This window comes from Sphingobacterium sp. GQ94 (assembly GCF_059758715.1).
Genome location: NZ_JCAXEC010000002.1, coordinates 129,176 through 144,836, shown reverse-complemented (window position 1 = coordinate 144,836; position 15,661 = coordinate 129,176). Strand labels below are relative to the sequence as shown.

The following is a 15,661-nucleotide window of genomic DNA, read 5'->3' as shown; positions in this document are numbered from 1 at the left end:
CATGAAAAAATTTAAATTAATTATACTATCAGCGTTGATGATATTATCAAGCGTTTCATGTTCCAAGTTTCTTGATCGTGAATCTGAATCAATCTTAATCGATGATCAAGTTTATTCAGATGAGAAAATGATTATTTCGGTATTGGCCAATTATTATGGGCGTGTTAGCTGGGGACAACACATTGGCAACACCGGATCATTTACGCTATTAGATGAAGCTGGTTATTCCTCTGGCGGACCAAATAATATGCAAAATTATAATGATGACCTTTGGAGAGTGTATGATTATAATTTAATCAGAGACCTCAATCTATTCTTACAAGGTATAAAAGGATCTAAACTGGATCAGGAGACTAAAGACAATTTTGAAGGTGAGGCACGATTTTTAAGAGCGTGGACCTATTTTAACATGGCTCGCGGCTTAGGAGGTGTTCCTATCATTAATGATGAGGTATTTGAATTCAATGCCGGTCAGGATGCAAATAATTTGCAATTTCCTAGATCAACTGAAAAAGAAACCTATGATTATATCATACAAGAATGTACGGAAATCAGTGAAAAATTAAATCCAGATAAAACTATTAATTCAGCACGAGCTAATAAATGGACCGCATTGTCATTAAAAGCCAGAGCTGCGTTGTATGCCGGCTCCATTGCAAAATACAATTATAAAACCCCTGAAGTAAAAACTCCGGGAGGAGAAGTCGGAATACCAGCAGATCAAGCTCAAAATTATTATACCATTGCTTACGAAACTTCAAAAGAAATTTTAAACAATAGTCCATATTCGCTTTATAATAAGAATGCTGACAAAGGAAGAAATTTTTATGAAGCCGTCAGTAATAAGTCCAGTACAGAAGTGATATGGGCAAGAGATTATAAATATCCTGGCCAAACCCATATGTTTACAAACAATGTAATTGCATCATCTGTTCGTGGCGATATTGATGCTAATATTATGACCCCGGTTTTAAACTTGGTTGAAGATTTTGAATACATAAACAACAGGAATGGGGCATTAAAGTTAAAAAATGCAAATGGCGATTTTATTTATTATGATAAACCTGAAGACTTATTTTTAAATAAAGATCCAAGGCTTTATGGAACGGTTATTTACTCAGGAGCAGACTTTTTAGGTACAACAATTACTTATCAAGCAGGTGTTCGTTATCTTGAAGGTGGTAATTGGAAAATAAAAACTTCAGAACCGGGAAATTCAGAATCTCCCTACGGATTGATTACAAGTATGGATGGACCAACAACATCAAATGATCAATTTGTAAACAAAACTGGATTTAATCTCAGGAAATTTGTCGAAGAAAATAGAGATGCCTCAACTAGAGGTAGAGGAAGTGATATGTGGTTTGTTCGTTTTAGATTGGCAGAAATAATTTTAATAGCAGCTGAGTCTTCATTGGAACTTAACAAATCTCAAATTGAAGTTGCTGGTTTCGTAAATCAATTAAGGGAACGTGCTGGAATTCAAAATTTAACAACAATAAGTTTGGAAGATATCATTCAAGAGAGAAGAGTTGAATTAGCTTTTGAAGACCATAGATATTGGGATTTAAAACGATGGAGAATTGCACATTTAGTGTGGAATGGACAGCAAAATGACCCAAATTCTACGCATTATGTACTATTTCCTTATAAAATTCATGCTCCAGGAAGTGAAAATCATGGCAAATGGGTATTTGAAAAACGAAAAGCAAGCCATACCATGTTTCCAAGATATTTTAGATTTCAAAATTATTATAATTTTATGGATCAAGCATGGCTAGATAAAAATCCGAAATTGGTTCGTAACCCTTACCAATAAATGAATTCAGTGTATAAAACAATTTATGATTTGTTTATTTAAAGGAATGAATAATATTAAAGTATTAACCAAAGAGGGAATTAGCTCAATTCCTCCCGCAGTTTGATCAACTGTGGGCTTCAAAGAGCCATTTTTATGAAAAAACTATCAATTGCATCCTATTTTATCGTTATCATGACTACACTGATTCTTTCATGTGGGAAGGATAATTACGATGCCCCTTCCTCCACCCTTAAAGGGAAAATCACCTACAATGGCAATCCTGTTGGTGTAAGAGGTTCAAATAATTCTGTTCGGTTGCAACTATGGCAAAGTAACTACCCTCTTAAGACTCCGATTGATGTATTCGTAAGTCAAGATGGTTCCTTCTCTTCAAAACTATTTGATGGAGACTATAAACTAATTACTGTCCCTGGAAATGGACCATGGATGCATAAAACGGACACCTTAGCTATACATGTAAAGGGGAATACAGCCATTGATTTCCCTGTTGATGTGTATTATGAAATGAAATCCGTAAACTATCAAATCAATGGATCAACCCTAACGGCAACAATACAAGTTGATCAAATTGACCAAAGTAAAGAAATTCAAGAGATTGGTCTATTGATCAATAATACAAAATTTGTTGATCAAGGGTATCATATTAAACAAAGTAAAAGCACAGAAATACAAGATGGTCTTACAACTATTAGTATGGATATTGGCCCTGAACTAGAAAATAATAATACAATTTTTGCCAGAGTTGCCGTAAAAATAGTAGGAATAACGGAGGCCGTATATGATCCAAATCCATTTCAGGTAAAATAATAGATATATACCCTAAAAATGTAAGTTGATTTAAATTCTTATTGTAAATTTAAGGCATTATAAAACTTAAACCTTATTACAATTTTAAAATAATTATGAAATGTTTTTTTAAATCGGTTAATTTAGACAAACATTCTAAACCAAAACTAAATAATAATAGAAAATATGATGAAAAAAACAATTGCGATTACATGTATTCTCGCTGCATCTTTTTCCGTTGGGAATGCCCAAACCTGGAAACCTGTTGGTGATAAAATTAAGACGTCATGGGCAGAGGAAGTTACTCCAGAAAATGCGCATCGCGAATATCCTAGACCACAATTAGTAAGAAATAACAATTGGCAAAATTTAAATGGGCTATGGAAATATAAGGTTACCCAAAAGGGTCAAGCAGAAATCCCGAGTAACTGGGATGGTGATATATTAGTCCCATTTGCAATAGAATCTGCTTTGTCTGGAGTTGGAAAACCATTGACTAAGGATGATGCATTATGGTATCAAAATCAGATTAGCATTGACAAAAACGTTAATAAAGGAAAAGTACTTTTACATTTTGGTGCTGTTGATTGGGAATGTGATGTTTATGTCAACGGTAAACACGTAGGAAAACACCAAGGAGGATTTGATCCCTTTCATTTTGATATCAGCGCTGCGTTAAAAAAGGGCAGCAAACAAGATATAGCAATACGTGTATGGGATCCTACCAGTGATGGACCTCAGCCTAGGGGAAAGCAGATCAATAATCCTCATGGTATTTGGTATACGCCTGTCTCCGGTATTTGGCAAACGGTTTGGTTGGAGAGCGTACCGCAAACTTTTATTCAGAGCACAAAACAAACGCCCGATGTTGACAACTCAAGTTTGAAAATATCAGCGAATATTGAAGGAATCAAAGAGGGCGACATTTTTGTAGCTGAGGCTTATGACGGAGAGCAAAAAATTGCTGAAATTAGTGTTTCTGCTGGTGAACAAGGTAATCTAAAACTTCAAAACCCTCAATTATGGAGTCCAGATAGTCCAAAACTTTACGACTTAAAAGTAAAACTTCTGCGTAAGGGTAAGGTCATTGATGAAGCAAGATCATATTTTGCTATGCGGAAAATTAGTATGAAGAAAGACAGCCAAGGAATTCAAAGAATGTACTTAAATGATGAGTTCGTATTCCATTATGGACCCTTGGATCAAGGATGGTGGCCAGATGGTTTACATACAGCTCCCTCTGATGAGGCCTTGATGTTTGACATCATTAAAACCAAAGAAATGGGTTTTAATATGATTAGAAAACATATTAAAGTTGAGCCAGCTCGTTGGTACAGACACTGTGATAGCTTAGGTATGTTAGTTTGGCAAGATATGCCTAGCGGCGATTTAGGAGGAAACTCTTGGGAAATGAACCCTGGAAAAATGAGATCACAGAATCAAGATAAAGTTCGTTCCGCAGAATCAGAGGCTATCTATAGAAAAGAATGGAAAAACATTATGTCAACTCTGCACAATTTTCCTAGTATTGTTGTATGGGTGCCTTTCAATGAAGCTTGGGGTCAATTTAAAACCAAAGAAATTGTTAATTGGACAATTCAAAATGATCCATCAAGGTTAGTTAATGGAGCTTCAGGAGGAAATTTCATTGAGCCTGGTCATATATTTGATATACACAATTATCCTGATGCATCAATGCCAAGAGCTGAATTATTCGGAGATAAATATATTTTAGTCCTGGGAGAATATGGTGGTTTAGGATTACCAGTAGAAGGACACACCTGGCAACAAAAAGACAACTGGGGGTACCAGTCGTTTAAAAATGCGCAAGATTTAAAGAAAAGATATCAGGAAGTTGTCTCAGATTTAAGCAAATTAATACCATTAGGACTTTCCGGTGCAGTATATACCCAAACCACTGACGTTGAAATTGAAACAAACGGGTTAATGACTTATGATAGAAAAGTAATTAAAATACCAGCTAATGAATTAAAAGAGATTCATCAAAAACTATTTGATAAAAATTTAGTAAAATAGTTTTTCTTACTAAATCATAATTAGTAATTTTTTAAAACCATCTAAACTAAAAGTTTAGATGGTTTTGTTTTAATTGAAATCTATTTAAACCCGTTCCATCCTCTCAATTAGATGTTTAATTCTATGTTGAGTCACCATAATATAATGTTGTAGAGTTTTAAAATTTGGTAATATCGAATGACTTATTACATCAACCTCGCAAATAATTTGATTTACATGTTGTCTTAAAGTGTATCTAATATCAATATCGTTAATCAAATCCCAATGGACAACTTGATAATACTCCTTGATAACGTAAACTTCCTTAAACATTTCTAAATCCGTTTCCCAAGATTTAATATGGGAATATTCGGTCAGCATTTTCCATAGTTCATTCAACGAACCGTTAATCGAATTCTTTAAACAAATTCCCTCCTTAGGACTTTTCAAATGATACAACATACTCTATTACTTTAGTCAAGCCGTAAAATTAGTTTAGTCGAAAATAAAAAGTGCTCAGGTTTATAGTTACGAACATGTATATTAAAAAAGCAAAAACAATCTAATATACAGCATGTTAGAAGTTCTCATTCATAAAGTAGAACATATAAAATATGAAGTAAGCATGAAATCATAAGGGCATTTACGAAGCTGATTGCGACCAATTGCTTTTATATTCAGAAGGAGTAAATGACGTCATCTTTTTAAAAGTTGTGTTAAAGGCTGTCTTTGAGTTAAAACCTGCTTCAAAACCAATCGCCACAATGGTAAAATATTCATATTTAGGATTAACTAGCAAATTTTTCGCTTTATTTACTCGATATCTGTTTATGAAATTGAAAAAATTTTCATTAAATCCATTATTTAAAACATAAGATAATTGGTGGCTTGAAATTTCCAATCTGTCTGAAAGCTTAACTAAATTAAGTTCCGCATCCAAATAGGGTTCTTCAGTCTCCATCAGATTTAATAACAACTCCATTATTCCTCTCATTTCATCTTCATTCATCAATTTAACTTTGCTTGGCGAAATGTTGGTAATCTCCTTAGTATTCTTTCTCAAGGTATCTTCAATATCCAATCCCTTTGGATAAATCTCCTTCTGTTTTATGGAATAGTAGGAAACAAAATAAACCACAATTAGAAAAAATAGATTTAAATAGACATTTAACGATTTAATAGGACCAAATAAATTCAATAAAATCAATAATAATGAAGAACCAAAAAATGAATAAATTATATATTTAATCCAGTTTAAGTCAATGGATTCTTTTTCCGATGAAAAAAGCTCAATATCTTTTTGATGTCTAATTACCCTAATATAGGCAAGTATGGTATACAATACCGCATGACCCAAGAAAAATATTAAATAAATTATTAGGAAGGCATTCGATTCAAGAAAAGGTTTTAAGAATAACAGATTTAAAAATAGTATAGGAATAACCAGATAGCGAACATCTGATAATTTTATTCTAAATTCAGGATTTGTATAGAATAATGTGCTGATAAAAAAAATCAATGGCGTTAAAAATTGTATAAATTTTAAACCAATATAATAAAATCCATCTATAGAGTGTTTATCAGCAATAACTAGTTCATCCAACCAAAATGTAGACCACAAGAACGCAAATATTCCAAAATATAAATTGCCTTTTCTATTAACATCAGAAACTTGACTTATTTTGAGAAATGATAAAAGCACCAACCCACCACTGATCAAAGATGAAAGAATTAAATTGATTTCCATTTTGCATTTGGTTATGAACTATCCTGCCAAACTTAAACAAATTTATTGTATGTTTATTTCCTTTAAATATAATTTCAGTTCATTATTGAAGAGTCAATAATGAATCAAAAAAAATGCAACAAACGAATAATAAGCTAAGTAATTTAACAGGATATAAAGTGTTTTTCAGATTAATCAAATAAACACTATTAAAATATTTATCACTTGGTTTTATATTTGACCTTTTGTAAGTTGGGTAAGAAATAAGTTATAATACCAATTAGAGGCAAATAGGAACAAAAAATATAAATATTATTTAATGAGCTATGATCAGCCCACCAACCTAATAAGGCAGCTCCTACCCCTCCCATTCCAAATGCGAAGCCATAAAACAGACCAGAAACCATTCCGATTTTTTTTGGTAAAAGTTCTTGAGCATACACTAAGATAGATGGAAATGCGGAGGCCATAATTAATCCAATTATTGAAATTAAAATAGCAGACCAAAAAGGATCTGCATAGGGAAGTAAAATGGTAAAGGGCGCACATCCTAATACTGAAAACCAAATTATGAGTTTCCTTCCTACAATATCTCCTAATAAACCTCCAAATAGTGTACCTAGAGCAATAGTAATTAAAAAATAAAATAAATAGAGTTGAGCACCAAGTTCAGAAATGTTAAATTTTTGAATCATGTAAAATTGTAAATAGCTCGTAATACTCGCTATATATACATACTTAGAAAAAATAAGTAACAAAAGAATTCCTACTGAAATAATTAATTGATTATTCGTTAAATCAGGTATTTTAATTTCTTTCAACTTTTGTTTCTTGATAGACTCTAAAACCTGTTTGTACCAAACTGCAATATAAGCCAGAATAAACTGAGCAATTACAACAACTAATAAAAACCATAAAATGTATTTCTGACTTCGGGGCAAAACAAACCAAGCAAATAAAAGAGGACTTAATGCTGTTCCCAAGTTACCGCCAATTTGAAAAATAGATTGCGCCAAGCTTCGTCTTCCCCCAGAAGATAAAAATGCAACCCTTGAGCTTTCGGGATGAAATATTGATGAACCTATACCGACCATTGTAACTGAAAATAGCACAGAAAAATAATTACTTGCCAGTGCTAAAGCAATGATTCCTAAAAAACTAAAGGACATTCCAATTAACTGAGAATATGGTTGTGGATACTTATCGGTAAATGCTCCAATTACCGGTTGCAATAAAGAGGATGCAAGTTGAAAACAAAGTGTAATAACGCCAATTTGTGTAAAGTTCAAATCAAAATTCTCCTTCAGCAAAGGATATGATGCAGGAATAATGGCTTGAATTAAGTCATTCGATAAATGGGCAAGACAAATTGCCAAAAGTATTGGATAGGCTGTCTTCGTTTGATCGTATATTAAAGTTTTTTTTAACATTTACTGATGGAATAGCAAATTATGATGACTTATAAGGTCAATTAAATCCGAAGAAAACATCTGTCAAAAATCTTTGTAAAATAGACAGAGGTTTTGAAAACTATTAATTAAAGGTTTTGAAAGAATTGACCTATTTGATTAATGTCAGTATCTTTAAGTACTACTTTTTTCTGTTTGTCGAGTAAGTAAATTGTCGGGGTAGCTTTAATTTGATAAATACCTTTTAAAATAATACGCTGATCAGGATCAATACCATTAATCCAATTACTCGGTATATTCGGAGAATAGTCCTCCCAAATTTGTTGATTTCCATCGGGATAAACTGCTAAAACAGCTAAGCCACCCTTTTCGATCACATCATTGAAACCTGCATTATTTTTTAAAATAGATATTGTTTCCTCACAGTTCTTGCAACCAGGCTCATAAAACATCAAAAGCATAAATGGTGCTTGAATAGAATGAAGGTTCATAGTTTTTCCATTGGAATTTAAAAAATTAAAATCAGCAGCGAGAGTTCCTGGTTTATTTTTCTTAATGATTGGAAGTAATGTTTCGAATTTTGTTTTTTCATTTTCATCTACCAATCTAGAGCTAATCATGTATTCAACTATGGGTTCGTAAAATAAATCGCTACGACTTGGAGAATTTGGATTTGACAAATAATTATCAAAAACATTCTTAAAATATAAAAAAATGTTTGGCTCTTTGCTCACCCGATCAAATAACGTTTTTACCCCTTTATCTACCATATCTAATGGGACTACTGGAAAATACCCAATATAATCAACGATGGCTTGTTCACCGTAATTTGGATTGAATACTTTACTTGTATCGTTAAATTCAAATTGATCCCAATAATGCTCAAAAACATAGTTTATTTTATCTGATTTCGAGGTAAGATGTGAAGGGGCAACAGGAATTTGAAATACTGAATCGACAGTCCCAGGGGTTGATGAGACCTTTTCACCCTCTTGACAGGATGTTATCATACACAGAAACACCACTGATTGAATTAACAAAAGTCTTTTAATATTCATGTATTGAAAATCTAAAGTATTTTTAAAAAACAACGTTGGATTGATTTTTCGGTAAAAATAACAATTTATGTCAAATTAACCTCAAATTAAACCAAACTGCAAGCTGAAAAGTTACAAAAGCAATTACCGTCTTAAAACAATTAAATTAATACTAAAATTTAACAATCAACATTAAACAAGTTTGAAGCTTGTTTTTAATCCGAATGATTATTTTATCGATTCAGAACAAAACTAAGATGAGCTGAGTTTGTTTAATGATTAATTAAAGAATTTATATTTTAGCAAGATCAACTTAAAACTATATTTATTTAAACTCACATTATTTAAGCAATGAAGGTATTAAAATTAGTATTTTACACAGGTATGTTCTTATTGTGCTTACAGGCAAATGCTCAAGGCAATCCAGAGACAGAAAATCCAATTTCCGATACTACTAAAAATTGGAAAATATCCGGAGAAAACACCTTTTTAATTAATCAAAGTTCTTTTTCAAACTGGTCAGCAGGAGGAGTCAATTCAATGGCCGGTAACTTAATTTTTAATTATGATTTTAATTATAAAAAAGATAAATGGATTTGGGACAACAAGGTAATTGCGGCATACGGCCAAACCTTTCAAAAAGAAACCGATTGGAGAAAAAATGATGATAGATTTGCGATTAGTAGTTTATTAGGATATCAAGCTTCAGAGAAGTGGTTATACACCTTTTTTCTAAACTTTAATACACAGTTCGCAAATGGCTATGAATATGATTCTTCAACTGACGCTAAAACTAAGATATCTGCTCCATTCGCCCCTGCATATTTAAGCTTTGGTCCTGGTATTGCTTATAAAGAATCTGACAATTTTAAAATTAATTTCTCTCCTGCCGCTGCTCGATTTATTATGGTAGGCGCTGAGAGCTTAAGAAGTAGGTATTCTGTTGATATTGATAAATTCTCTAGAAATGAATTTGGAGCTTCATTAGATGCTTATTACAAACTAGGTATAATGGAAAATATCGCGCTCGAAAACATATTAAAACTTTATTCAAACTATCTAGAAGATCCTCAAAATATAGATGCTGATTACACTGCAAACTTAGCTATGCAAGTCAATAAATTTATCACCGTAAATGCTTCAGCACAATTAATTTATGATGACAATATTAATGTTCCAAAGAGCGATGGTAGAAGCAGCCCTGGTTTGCAAGTTCGACAAGTCTTGGGTGCAGGTTTGACTTATAAATTCTAAATAGTGTTTACTTCTATATTTCTAAAAAGCGAAAGATAAATTAATCTTTCGCTTTTTTATTTTTACGAACAGACAAATAATCTTCATTTACTCTTGTAAAGATGGTTCAATAAAGCAAAACATAAGAAAAAGCTCATAATAAAGCCAAACCAAGACAATATTGGTATTCCTAAAATTAAATATCCCACCCTTCCATGAGCGAGTATACTTGCTCCTACACCAAAAGTCATTGCCAAAATAGAAAGTAAAAATTTATTTCCCATTCGATGCAAGATAAGTTGCAAATTATCAAAATCATGCATCTTATGATTCAACACGACTTTATCATTTTTTACTTTTTCCAGTATATCCAACAAGTCGTCTGGAAGATCCGTAAGGACATCTTTTGCAACTTTAGCTTTCTCCATTATTTGTCCAAAAATATAATCAGCGGAAAATTTGTCCTTAGCAATCCGATGTGCAAATGGGCTAATACTTTCTGGAATATTTAATTCGGCGTCTAATTGTCTTCCGGTCCCCTCCAAAATAGACACCCCTCTTAATAATATATATACAAAATCAGGAAGTAATATATGATTCCCTTGAAGGATAATGTTCAGCTTTTGTAACATAACCGATATATCAATATCATCGAGAGCGTTCAATTTAATAAGTTCAAATATCTCATACACATCCCGTTCCAATCTTCTCTCATCTTCAATATGATGGACTATAGATAATTTTTTGATGCACTTAATTAATCCCTTTGCATCATTAGCTAGGAAATCCACTACCATAGATTCAATAATTTTTCTATCTTGAGGGATCATAAAACCCATGGAGCCAAAATCAATAAAAACAATTTGACCGCGTTTATTGACAAAAACATTTCCGGGATGCGGATCAGCATGGAAGAAACCATGCATTAATACTTGCTCCAAATACAGGTCCAATACGTTTTGTAAAACCGATTTTGGATATAATCCAAGAAGTTTAAAACCTTCCAAATTATTTACCTTAATTCCATCAATGTACTGCATACATATAACGGAATCAGAACAATATTTTCTATAAACCTTAGGAACATAGACTGTGTTATTGTTCTCAAAATTTCTTCTAAAGCGTTCAATATTATTTATTTCATTAGTAAAGGAAAGTTCGCCCAACAATGAACTCTCAAAAGATAAAGCAATTTGGTAGAGATTCATTTTAGAAATAACTTCATATTTCCGTTGTAATAATTTTATTAAATCTTTTATAAAATCTAAATCTGCTCTTATTACTTCATCAAGATCCAATCTCTTTACCTTTAAAATAACATCCTCACCATTTTTCAACTTTGCCTTGTAAACTTGGGCAATAGAGGCTGATGCTAATGGATGCTTGTCTAGAGATATGAAGTGATCTTCCAGAATAAAGTCGAACTCGGTTTCTATCCTTTTTTTAATATCAATATGTTCTACCAAAACGTCATCCTGAAGTTTAACAAGTTCCTCTTGTAAATCTTTTGGAATGATATCAGGACGGTTACTAAGTAATTGACCGAGCTTTATAAACGTTGGACCAAGCTCTTCTAGAGCTAATCGGATGCGAACATTGAAGTCATCTTCAAAGATTTTACGTGCATGATTATTCCAAAGCAGAAAACTATCAGGTAGAATACGGTCCAAATTAGAACGTGAAATAATTTCATCAAATCCATATTTTGACAATGTTTTAAGGATCTGTCCTACTCTTTTAATTTTTTGAAAACCGCTTACGTGTGCCATATTGTATCTGAAATTATATCATTACAAAACAAAACTCAATCTACTATCACCTCACCATAAAAGAGAGACTCATATAACTCCCTTTAGAAGTAAAGTTAATATTAATAAAGATCTATTTGTTTTACTTATAAATACGAAGATCATTCATATTTATTCTTAATATTATTTTCAAAGAAAAACAAAATATGAATTTTCCGTATTAATTAACATACATCAAGGAATAATACCAATATTAAAATCAATTTTGCATCAGTTAATTAGATAAAAGTAAATAAATTCATCATGAAAAAAATTTTAGGAATCATCGCATCCATGTTATTGATATGTAACATGTCATTTGCACAAATTAAATGGTCTGCAGATCCAGCCCATAGTAATGCTAGATTTGAAGTTCAACATTTAGGAATTGCTTTTGTAGACGGCCAATTCACTAAATTATCAGGGGAAATTGAAACAAAAGATTCAACAAGCTTTGATAAGGCAAATATAAAATTCGAAATAGATGTAAATAGCATTGATACAAGAGTTGAAGCTAGAGATAATCATCTAAAAAGCGATGATTTTTTCAATGCCGAAAAATTTCCAAAAATGACGCTGAAAAATGCAACGCTGAAAAAATCTGGAAAAGGTAAATTTATACTTATAGGGGATTTAACCATTAGAGATGTTACGAAATCAGTTACCTTCAAAGTAGTGCAAAATAATGGGATAATCATAGATCCGTGGGGAAAAACACGTGCAGGTTTTACTGCCAGTACATCCATCAACAGGTTCGATTATAATATAAAATACAATGATAATTTACCAACTGGAGTTCCTGCGGTCGCCCCTGATATTAAGATTGTCGTTAATGTTGAGGTTGTGAAATTATAACAATATTTTTTTTAAAGATTTTATAAATAAAAGGACCTTATCAAATTAAAAATTGATAAGGTCCTTTTATGTTTTAATTTCAATTTTACTCTTGCAGAACAAACAGTTAGGATTCCTCAGATAGATAACTAAAATTTGATAACCTTTCTTGGAAAATTCGTGAAATCTTATTAAAATACCGTTTGTGTTTATATCCCATAACCCACTGAATACCTTCAATAGCATTCGTGCAAAATATCTCATCTGCAACTTTTAGAATTTCTGGTTTAATTTCTGCTTCAACGACTTCAATACCTTCTTCTTTTGCTATATCCATTACAACTTGTCGCATAACTCCAGAAATGCAACCCTCCGTTATAGCAGGTGTATATAATATTTTTTCATACAGTATGAAGATATTAGATGTCAAAGCCTCGCATAAATTCCCCGCTTGATTTAGTATCAAGACTTCGTCGAATGCGTTTTTCTTTTGATATAATCCTGCCATTACGTAAATTAAAGCATTGTTAGACTTTAATTTAGAAAGCTCGCTATAAGGTTTTTTATATTCTGAATACACATCAATAATTAAACCTGTCTTTTTGTTTCTTAAACTTTCCTGTTTCCTATCTACCTGGATAATAAATACTGGTTTATTAGATACGGGACTATAAAGGCCAGATCCAGAACGATAAACAATCAACCGCACTTTAGATACTTGACCTAACATGTTGTTTTTGCGTAATAATTCCTCTACCTTGTTTCTAACAAAATAGGAATCAAAAAATTCTATATCATCAAAATGAAGCATTAAAAGACTTTCTTGTAAACGCTTGATATGAAGATCTAAAAAGCGGATATCTCCGTCTTTCCACAACATAGTTTCAAAAATTCCATCACCATATCTAAATGCTCGATTATCAGCAGTCAGAATGTCCAGATCTTCGGGTACAACAGTACCATTAAAATTAATATAATGAGTTGGCATATATATCTTTATAATCTATTGTTGAATATTTGTACTATAATTTCTCCATTTCTCCAATGCTAAACGGAAATCTTCAGGCAATGGTACCTCAAAGTTCAAATATTCTTTAGTTTTTGGATGAATAAAGCCTAAAACTTTAGCGTGTAAAGCTTGTCTTGGCAAAATCGAAAAAGCGTTCATTACAAATTGTTTATATTTTGTAAAAGAAGTCCCCTTTAATATCTTATTTCCCCCATAAGATTCATCGTTGAATAACGGATGGCCAATGGATTTCATATGAGCACGGATTTGATGGGTACGTCCTGTTTCCAATTCACATTCTATCAAGGTAACATAACCTAATCTTTCTATCACTTTATAATGCGTAACAGACCACTTTCCTCGTTCAGGATCTTCAAACATATCCATTATTCGTCTATCACGAGGGTTTCTTCCAATATAACCTGACACCGTTCCATCTTCCAGTATGTCACCCCAAACCAAAGCAACATACTTTCTTCGTATACTATGTTCAAAGAATTGTTTAGCCAATGCTGTCATTGCCCATTCATTTTTTGCAATAACAAGTAGCCCAGTGGTATCCTTATCTATTCGATGTACTAAACCAGGACGACCCGTATTTCCTGGTAAAATAGGTAATTGGTTAAAATGAAAAGTTAAGGCATTTACTAAGGTTCCAGTGTAATTATTGAATCCGGGGTGCACCACCATTCCTGCTTCCTTATTAACTAATAAAACGTCATCATCTTCATAATGTATGTTCAAGGGAATATCCTCCGGATAGACTTCGGTATCTCGTGGGGGATCAGGAAAAACAACTGTAATTATATCAAATGGCTTTATTTTATAACTAGCCTTGATTTCTTTATCATTAACTTTAACATTTCCAGCATCTATTGCATTTTGAATTCGATTTCTTGAAGTGTTTTCAACTCGATTCATCAAGAATTTATCTATACGAAGTAAGGCCTGTCCTTTATCCGTAACAATACGCAAGTGTTCGAACATTTCTTGCTCATCTTCATCGTCCTGCTGGTTATCCACGTAATCTACCATTTTACAAAAGTAGCATTTAAATACTAAAAAGTATATCTTTACACGATGTCACTTTCGTTTTCATTTTTCAGCCCAGAGGAAGAAATTAAAGACTCAAATTTAGCCTCTAAAAAAGTACAGATATTTGTAAAAAGAGATGATAAAATTCATCCTTTTATTTCAGGTAATAAATGGAGAAAGCTTAAAAATCCAATGCAATGGGCAAAAGAGAATGGCATTAAAAACCTGGTAACTTTTGGCGGATCTTGGTCAAATCATTTGCTAGCTACTGCTGCCGCAGCGGCTACATTTGGGTTTAATTCATTTGGATATGTCCGTGGAGAAGAAATTTCCAATCCTGTATTAAGCATGTGCAAATTGTTTGGAATGCAGTTAAGTTTCATAGATAGGCAGTCCTATCGGAATAAACAGGAAATTTTTGATAAAAATTTCAGTAATACAGAAGCTTTATTTATTGATGAAGGTGGTCGTTCTGAATTGGGTATTCTTGGTTGTTCTGAAATCATAGATGAGCTTAATCAGCAATACGATTACATATTTTGTGCCTCGGGTACAGGAACCACGGTAGCTGGAATTCAAAAAGGAATAGAAAAACACGACTTAGCCACCCAAGTTCACAGTATTCCTGTACTTAAGGGCGGGGATTTTCTATCAGAAGATTTTAAAAAATGGGATATTTCTGAAAATAAGATCACAGTTCATACATCGTACCATTTTGGAGGATATGCTAAAACTAAACCTGAACTCAATGAATTTATTCAAGAATTTGTTAGTCATACAGGGATTATGATTGAGCCTACTTATACCGGAAAACTCTTCTATGGGGTATTTGACCTTCTAAAAAAAGATTATTTCAAAAAAGGGAGTAAAATTCTAATTATTCATTCAGGAGGTTTAACAGGTCTTTTGGGTTATTTAAAATAATAGATTTTAACAGATCAAACACTGTATGCTACATATTTTATTT

The 15,661-nt window shown here is 32.4% G+C and carries 13 protein-coding genes; 6 read left to right on the top strand and 7 right to left on the bottom strand.

Annotation, left to right across the window (positions count from 1 at the left end):
• Nucleotide 1 precedes the first annotated feature (1 nt).
• The 3 genes from AC6CHH_RS02380 (at nucleotide 2) to AC6CHH_RS02370 (ending at nucleotide 4,645) form a co-directional block, all read left to right on the top strand.
• Nucleotides 2-1,819 (top strand): RagB/SusD family nutrient uptake outer membrane protein, encoded by a 1,818-nt coding sequence (locus tag AC6CHH_RS02380; RefSeq protein ID WP_498279342.1) that lies wholly within the window; start codon nucleotides 2-4, stop codon nucleotides 1,817-1,819.
• Nucleotides 1,820-1,954: 135 nt separating this feature from the next.
• Entirely contained in the window at nucleotides 1,955-2,629 is a 675-nt protein-coding gene (locus AC6CHH_RS02375; protein WP_498279340.1) for a DUF3823 domain-containing protein, read from the top strand.
• A 165-nt stretch (nucleotides 2,630-2,794) separates the two neighbouring features.
• Nucleotides 2,795-4,645, top strand: a complete 1,851-nt coding sequence (locus AC6CHH_RS02370; protein ID WP_498279338.1) for a glycoside hydrolase family 2 protein — start codon at nucleotides 2,795-2,797, stop codon at nucleotides 4,643-4,645.
• 84 nt (nucleotides 4,646-4,729) lie between these two features.
• Here the strand turns inward: AC6CHH_RS02370 and AC6CHH_RS02365 are convergent, their stop codons facing one another.
• From AC6CHH_RS02365 to AC6CHH_RS02350, 4 genes are all read right to left on the bottom strand, one after another.
• Nucleotides 4,730-5,086, bottom strand: coding sequence for a hypothetical protein (locus tag AC6CHH_RS02365; protein WP_498279336.1), 357 nt, complete (start codon nucleotides 5,084-5,086; stop codon nucleotides 4,730-4,732).
• A gap of 181 nt (nucleotides 5,087-5,267) precedes the next feature.
• Nucleotides 5,268-6,371, bottom strand: coding sequence for a helix-turn-helix domain-containing protein (locus AC6CHH_RS02360; RefSeq protein ID WP_498279334.1), 1,104 nt, complete (start codon nucleotides 6,369-6,371; stop codon nucleotides 5,268-5,270).
• Nucleotides 6,372-6,571: 200 nt separating this feature from the next.
• Nucleotides 6,572-7,780 carry an MFS transporter gene (locus tag AC6CHH_RS02355; RefSeq protein ID WP_498279332.1) on the bottom strand — a complete coding sequence of 403 codons (1,209 nt, stop codon included), beginning with the start codon at nucleotides 7,778-7,780 and terminating at the stop codon, nucleotides 6,572-6,574.
• 107 nt (nucleotides 7,781-7,887) lie between these two features.
• On the bottom strand, nucleotides 7,888-8,817 hold the full coding sequence (locus AC6CHH_RS02350; RefSeq protein ID WP_498279330.1) for a DUF5106 domain-containing protein: 930 nt from the start codon (nucleotides 8,815-8,817) through the stop codon (nucleotides 7,888-7,890).
• A gap of 330 nt (nucleotides 8,818-9,147) precedes the next feature.
• Between AC6CHH_RS02350 and AC6CHH_RS02345 the strand changes: the two genes are divergently transcribed.
• Nucleotides 9,148-10,050: a DUF3078 domain-containing protein gene (locus tag AC6CHH_RS02345; protein ID WP_498279328.1), complete on the top strand. Its 903-nt coding sequence runs from the start codon at nucleotides 9,148-9,150 to the stop codon at nucleotides 10,048-10,050.
• Between the two features lie 83 nt (nucleotides 10,051-10,133).
• Here the strand turns inward: AC6CHH_RS02345 and AC6CHH_RS02340 are convergent, their stop codons facing one another.
• Nucleotides 10,134-11,798, bottom strand: coding sequence for an ABC1 kinase family protein (locus AC6CHH_RS02340; protein WP_498279326.1), 1,665 nt, complete (start codon nucleotides 11,796-11,798; stop codon nucleotides 10,134-10,136).
• Nucleotides 11,799-12,080: 282 nt separating this feature from the next.
• On the opposite strand from AC6CHH_RS02340, the gene AC6CHH_RS02335 reads away from it, so the two are divergent.
• On the top strand, nucleotides 12,081-12,671 hold the full coding sequence (locus AC6CHH_RS02335; RefSeq protein WP_498279324.1) for a YceI family protein: 591 nt from the start codon (nucleotides 12,081-12,083) through the stop codon (nucleotides 12,669-12,671).
• A gap of 106 nt (nucleotides 12,672-12,777) precedes the next feature.
• Here AC6CHH_RS02335 and AC6CHH_RS02330 read toward each other — a convergent pair whose 3' ends face one another.
• Together AC6CHH_RS02330 and AC6CHH_RS02325 are read right to left on the bottom strand one after the other, a co-directional pair.
• The gene (locus tag AC6CHH_RS02330) at nucleotides 12,778-13,638 is read right to left on the bottom strand and encodes an aminotransferase class IV (RefSeq protein WP_498279322.1); all 861 of its coding nucleotides are present in this window, start codon (nucleotides 13,636-13,638) and stop codon (nucleotides 12,778-12,780) included.
• 15 nt (nucleotides 13,639-13,653) lie between these two features.
• The gene (locus AC6CHH_RS02325; protein ID WP_498279320.1) at nucleotides 13,654-14,694 is read right to left on the bottom strand and encodes an RluA family pseudouridine synthase; all 1,041 of its coding nucleotides are present in this window, start codon (nucleotides 14,692-14,694) and stop codon (nucleotides 13,654-13,656) included.
• A gap of 45 nt (nucleotides 14,695-14,739) precedes the next feature.
• On the opposite strand from AC6CHH_RS02325, the gene AC6CHH_RS02320 reads away from it, so the two are divergent.
• Nucleotides 14,740-15,618, top strand: coding sequence for a 1-aminocyclopropane-1-carboxylate deaminase/D-cysteine desulfhydrase (locus AC6CHH_RS02320; protein WP_498279318.1), 879 nt, complete (start codon nucleotides 14,740-14,742; stop codon nucleotides 15,616-15,618).
• Nucleotides 15,619-15,661: the final 43 nt, after the last annotated feature.

Coding starts and splice junctions, on each gene's coding strand:
- AC6CHH_RS02380 (WP_498279342.1), top strand. CDS start 2: ATGAAAAAATTTAAATTAATTATACTATCAGCGTTGATGATATTATCA.
- AC6CHH_RS02375 (WP_498279340.1), top strand. CDS start 1,955: ATGAAAAAACTATCAATTGCATCCTATTTTATCGTTATCATGACTACA.
- AC6CHH_RS02370 (WP_498279338.1), top strand. CDS start 2,795: ATGATGAAAAAAACAATTGCGATTACATGTATTCTCGCTGCATCTTTT.
- AC6CHH_RS02365 (WP_498279336.1), bottom strand. CDS start 5,086: ATGTTGTATCATTTGAAAAGTCCTAAGGAGGGAATTTGTTTAAAGAAT.
- AC6CHH_RS02360 (WP_498279334.1), bottom strand. CDS start 6,371: ATGGAAATCAATTTAATTCTTTCATCTTTGATCAGTGGTGGGTTGGTG.
- AC6CHH_RS02355 (WP_498279332.1), bottom strand. CDS start 7,780: ATGTTAAAAAAAACTTTAATATACGATCAAACGAAGACAGCCTATCCA.
- AC6CHH_RS02350 (WP_498279330.1), bottom strand. CDS start 8,817: ATGAATATTAAAAGACTTTTGTTAATTCAATCAGTGGTGTTTCTGTGT.
- AC6CHH_RS02345 (WP_498279328.1), top strand. CDS start 9,148: ATGAAGGTATTAAAATTAGTATTTTACACAGGTATGTTCTTATTGTGC.
- AC6CHH_RS02340 (WP_498279326.1), bottom strand. CDS start 11,798: ATGGCACACGTAAGCGGTTTTCAAAAAATTAAAAGAGTAGGACAGATC.
- AC6CHH_RS02335 (WP_498279324.1), top strand. CDS start 12,081: ATGAAAAAAATTTTAGGAATCATCGCATCCATGTTATTGATATGTAAC.
- AC6CHH_RS02330 (WP_498279322.1), bottom strand. CDS start 13,638: ATGCCAACTCATTATATTAATTTTAATGGTACTGTTGTACCCGAAGAT.
- AC6CHH_RS02325 (WP_498279320.1), bottom strand. CDS start 14,694: ATGGTAGATTACGTGGATAACCAGCAGGACGATGAAGATGAGCAAGAA.
- AC6CHH_RS02320 (WP_498279318.1), top strand. CDS start 14,740: ATGTCACTTTCGTTTTCATTTTTCAGCCCAGAGGAAGAAATTAAAGAC.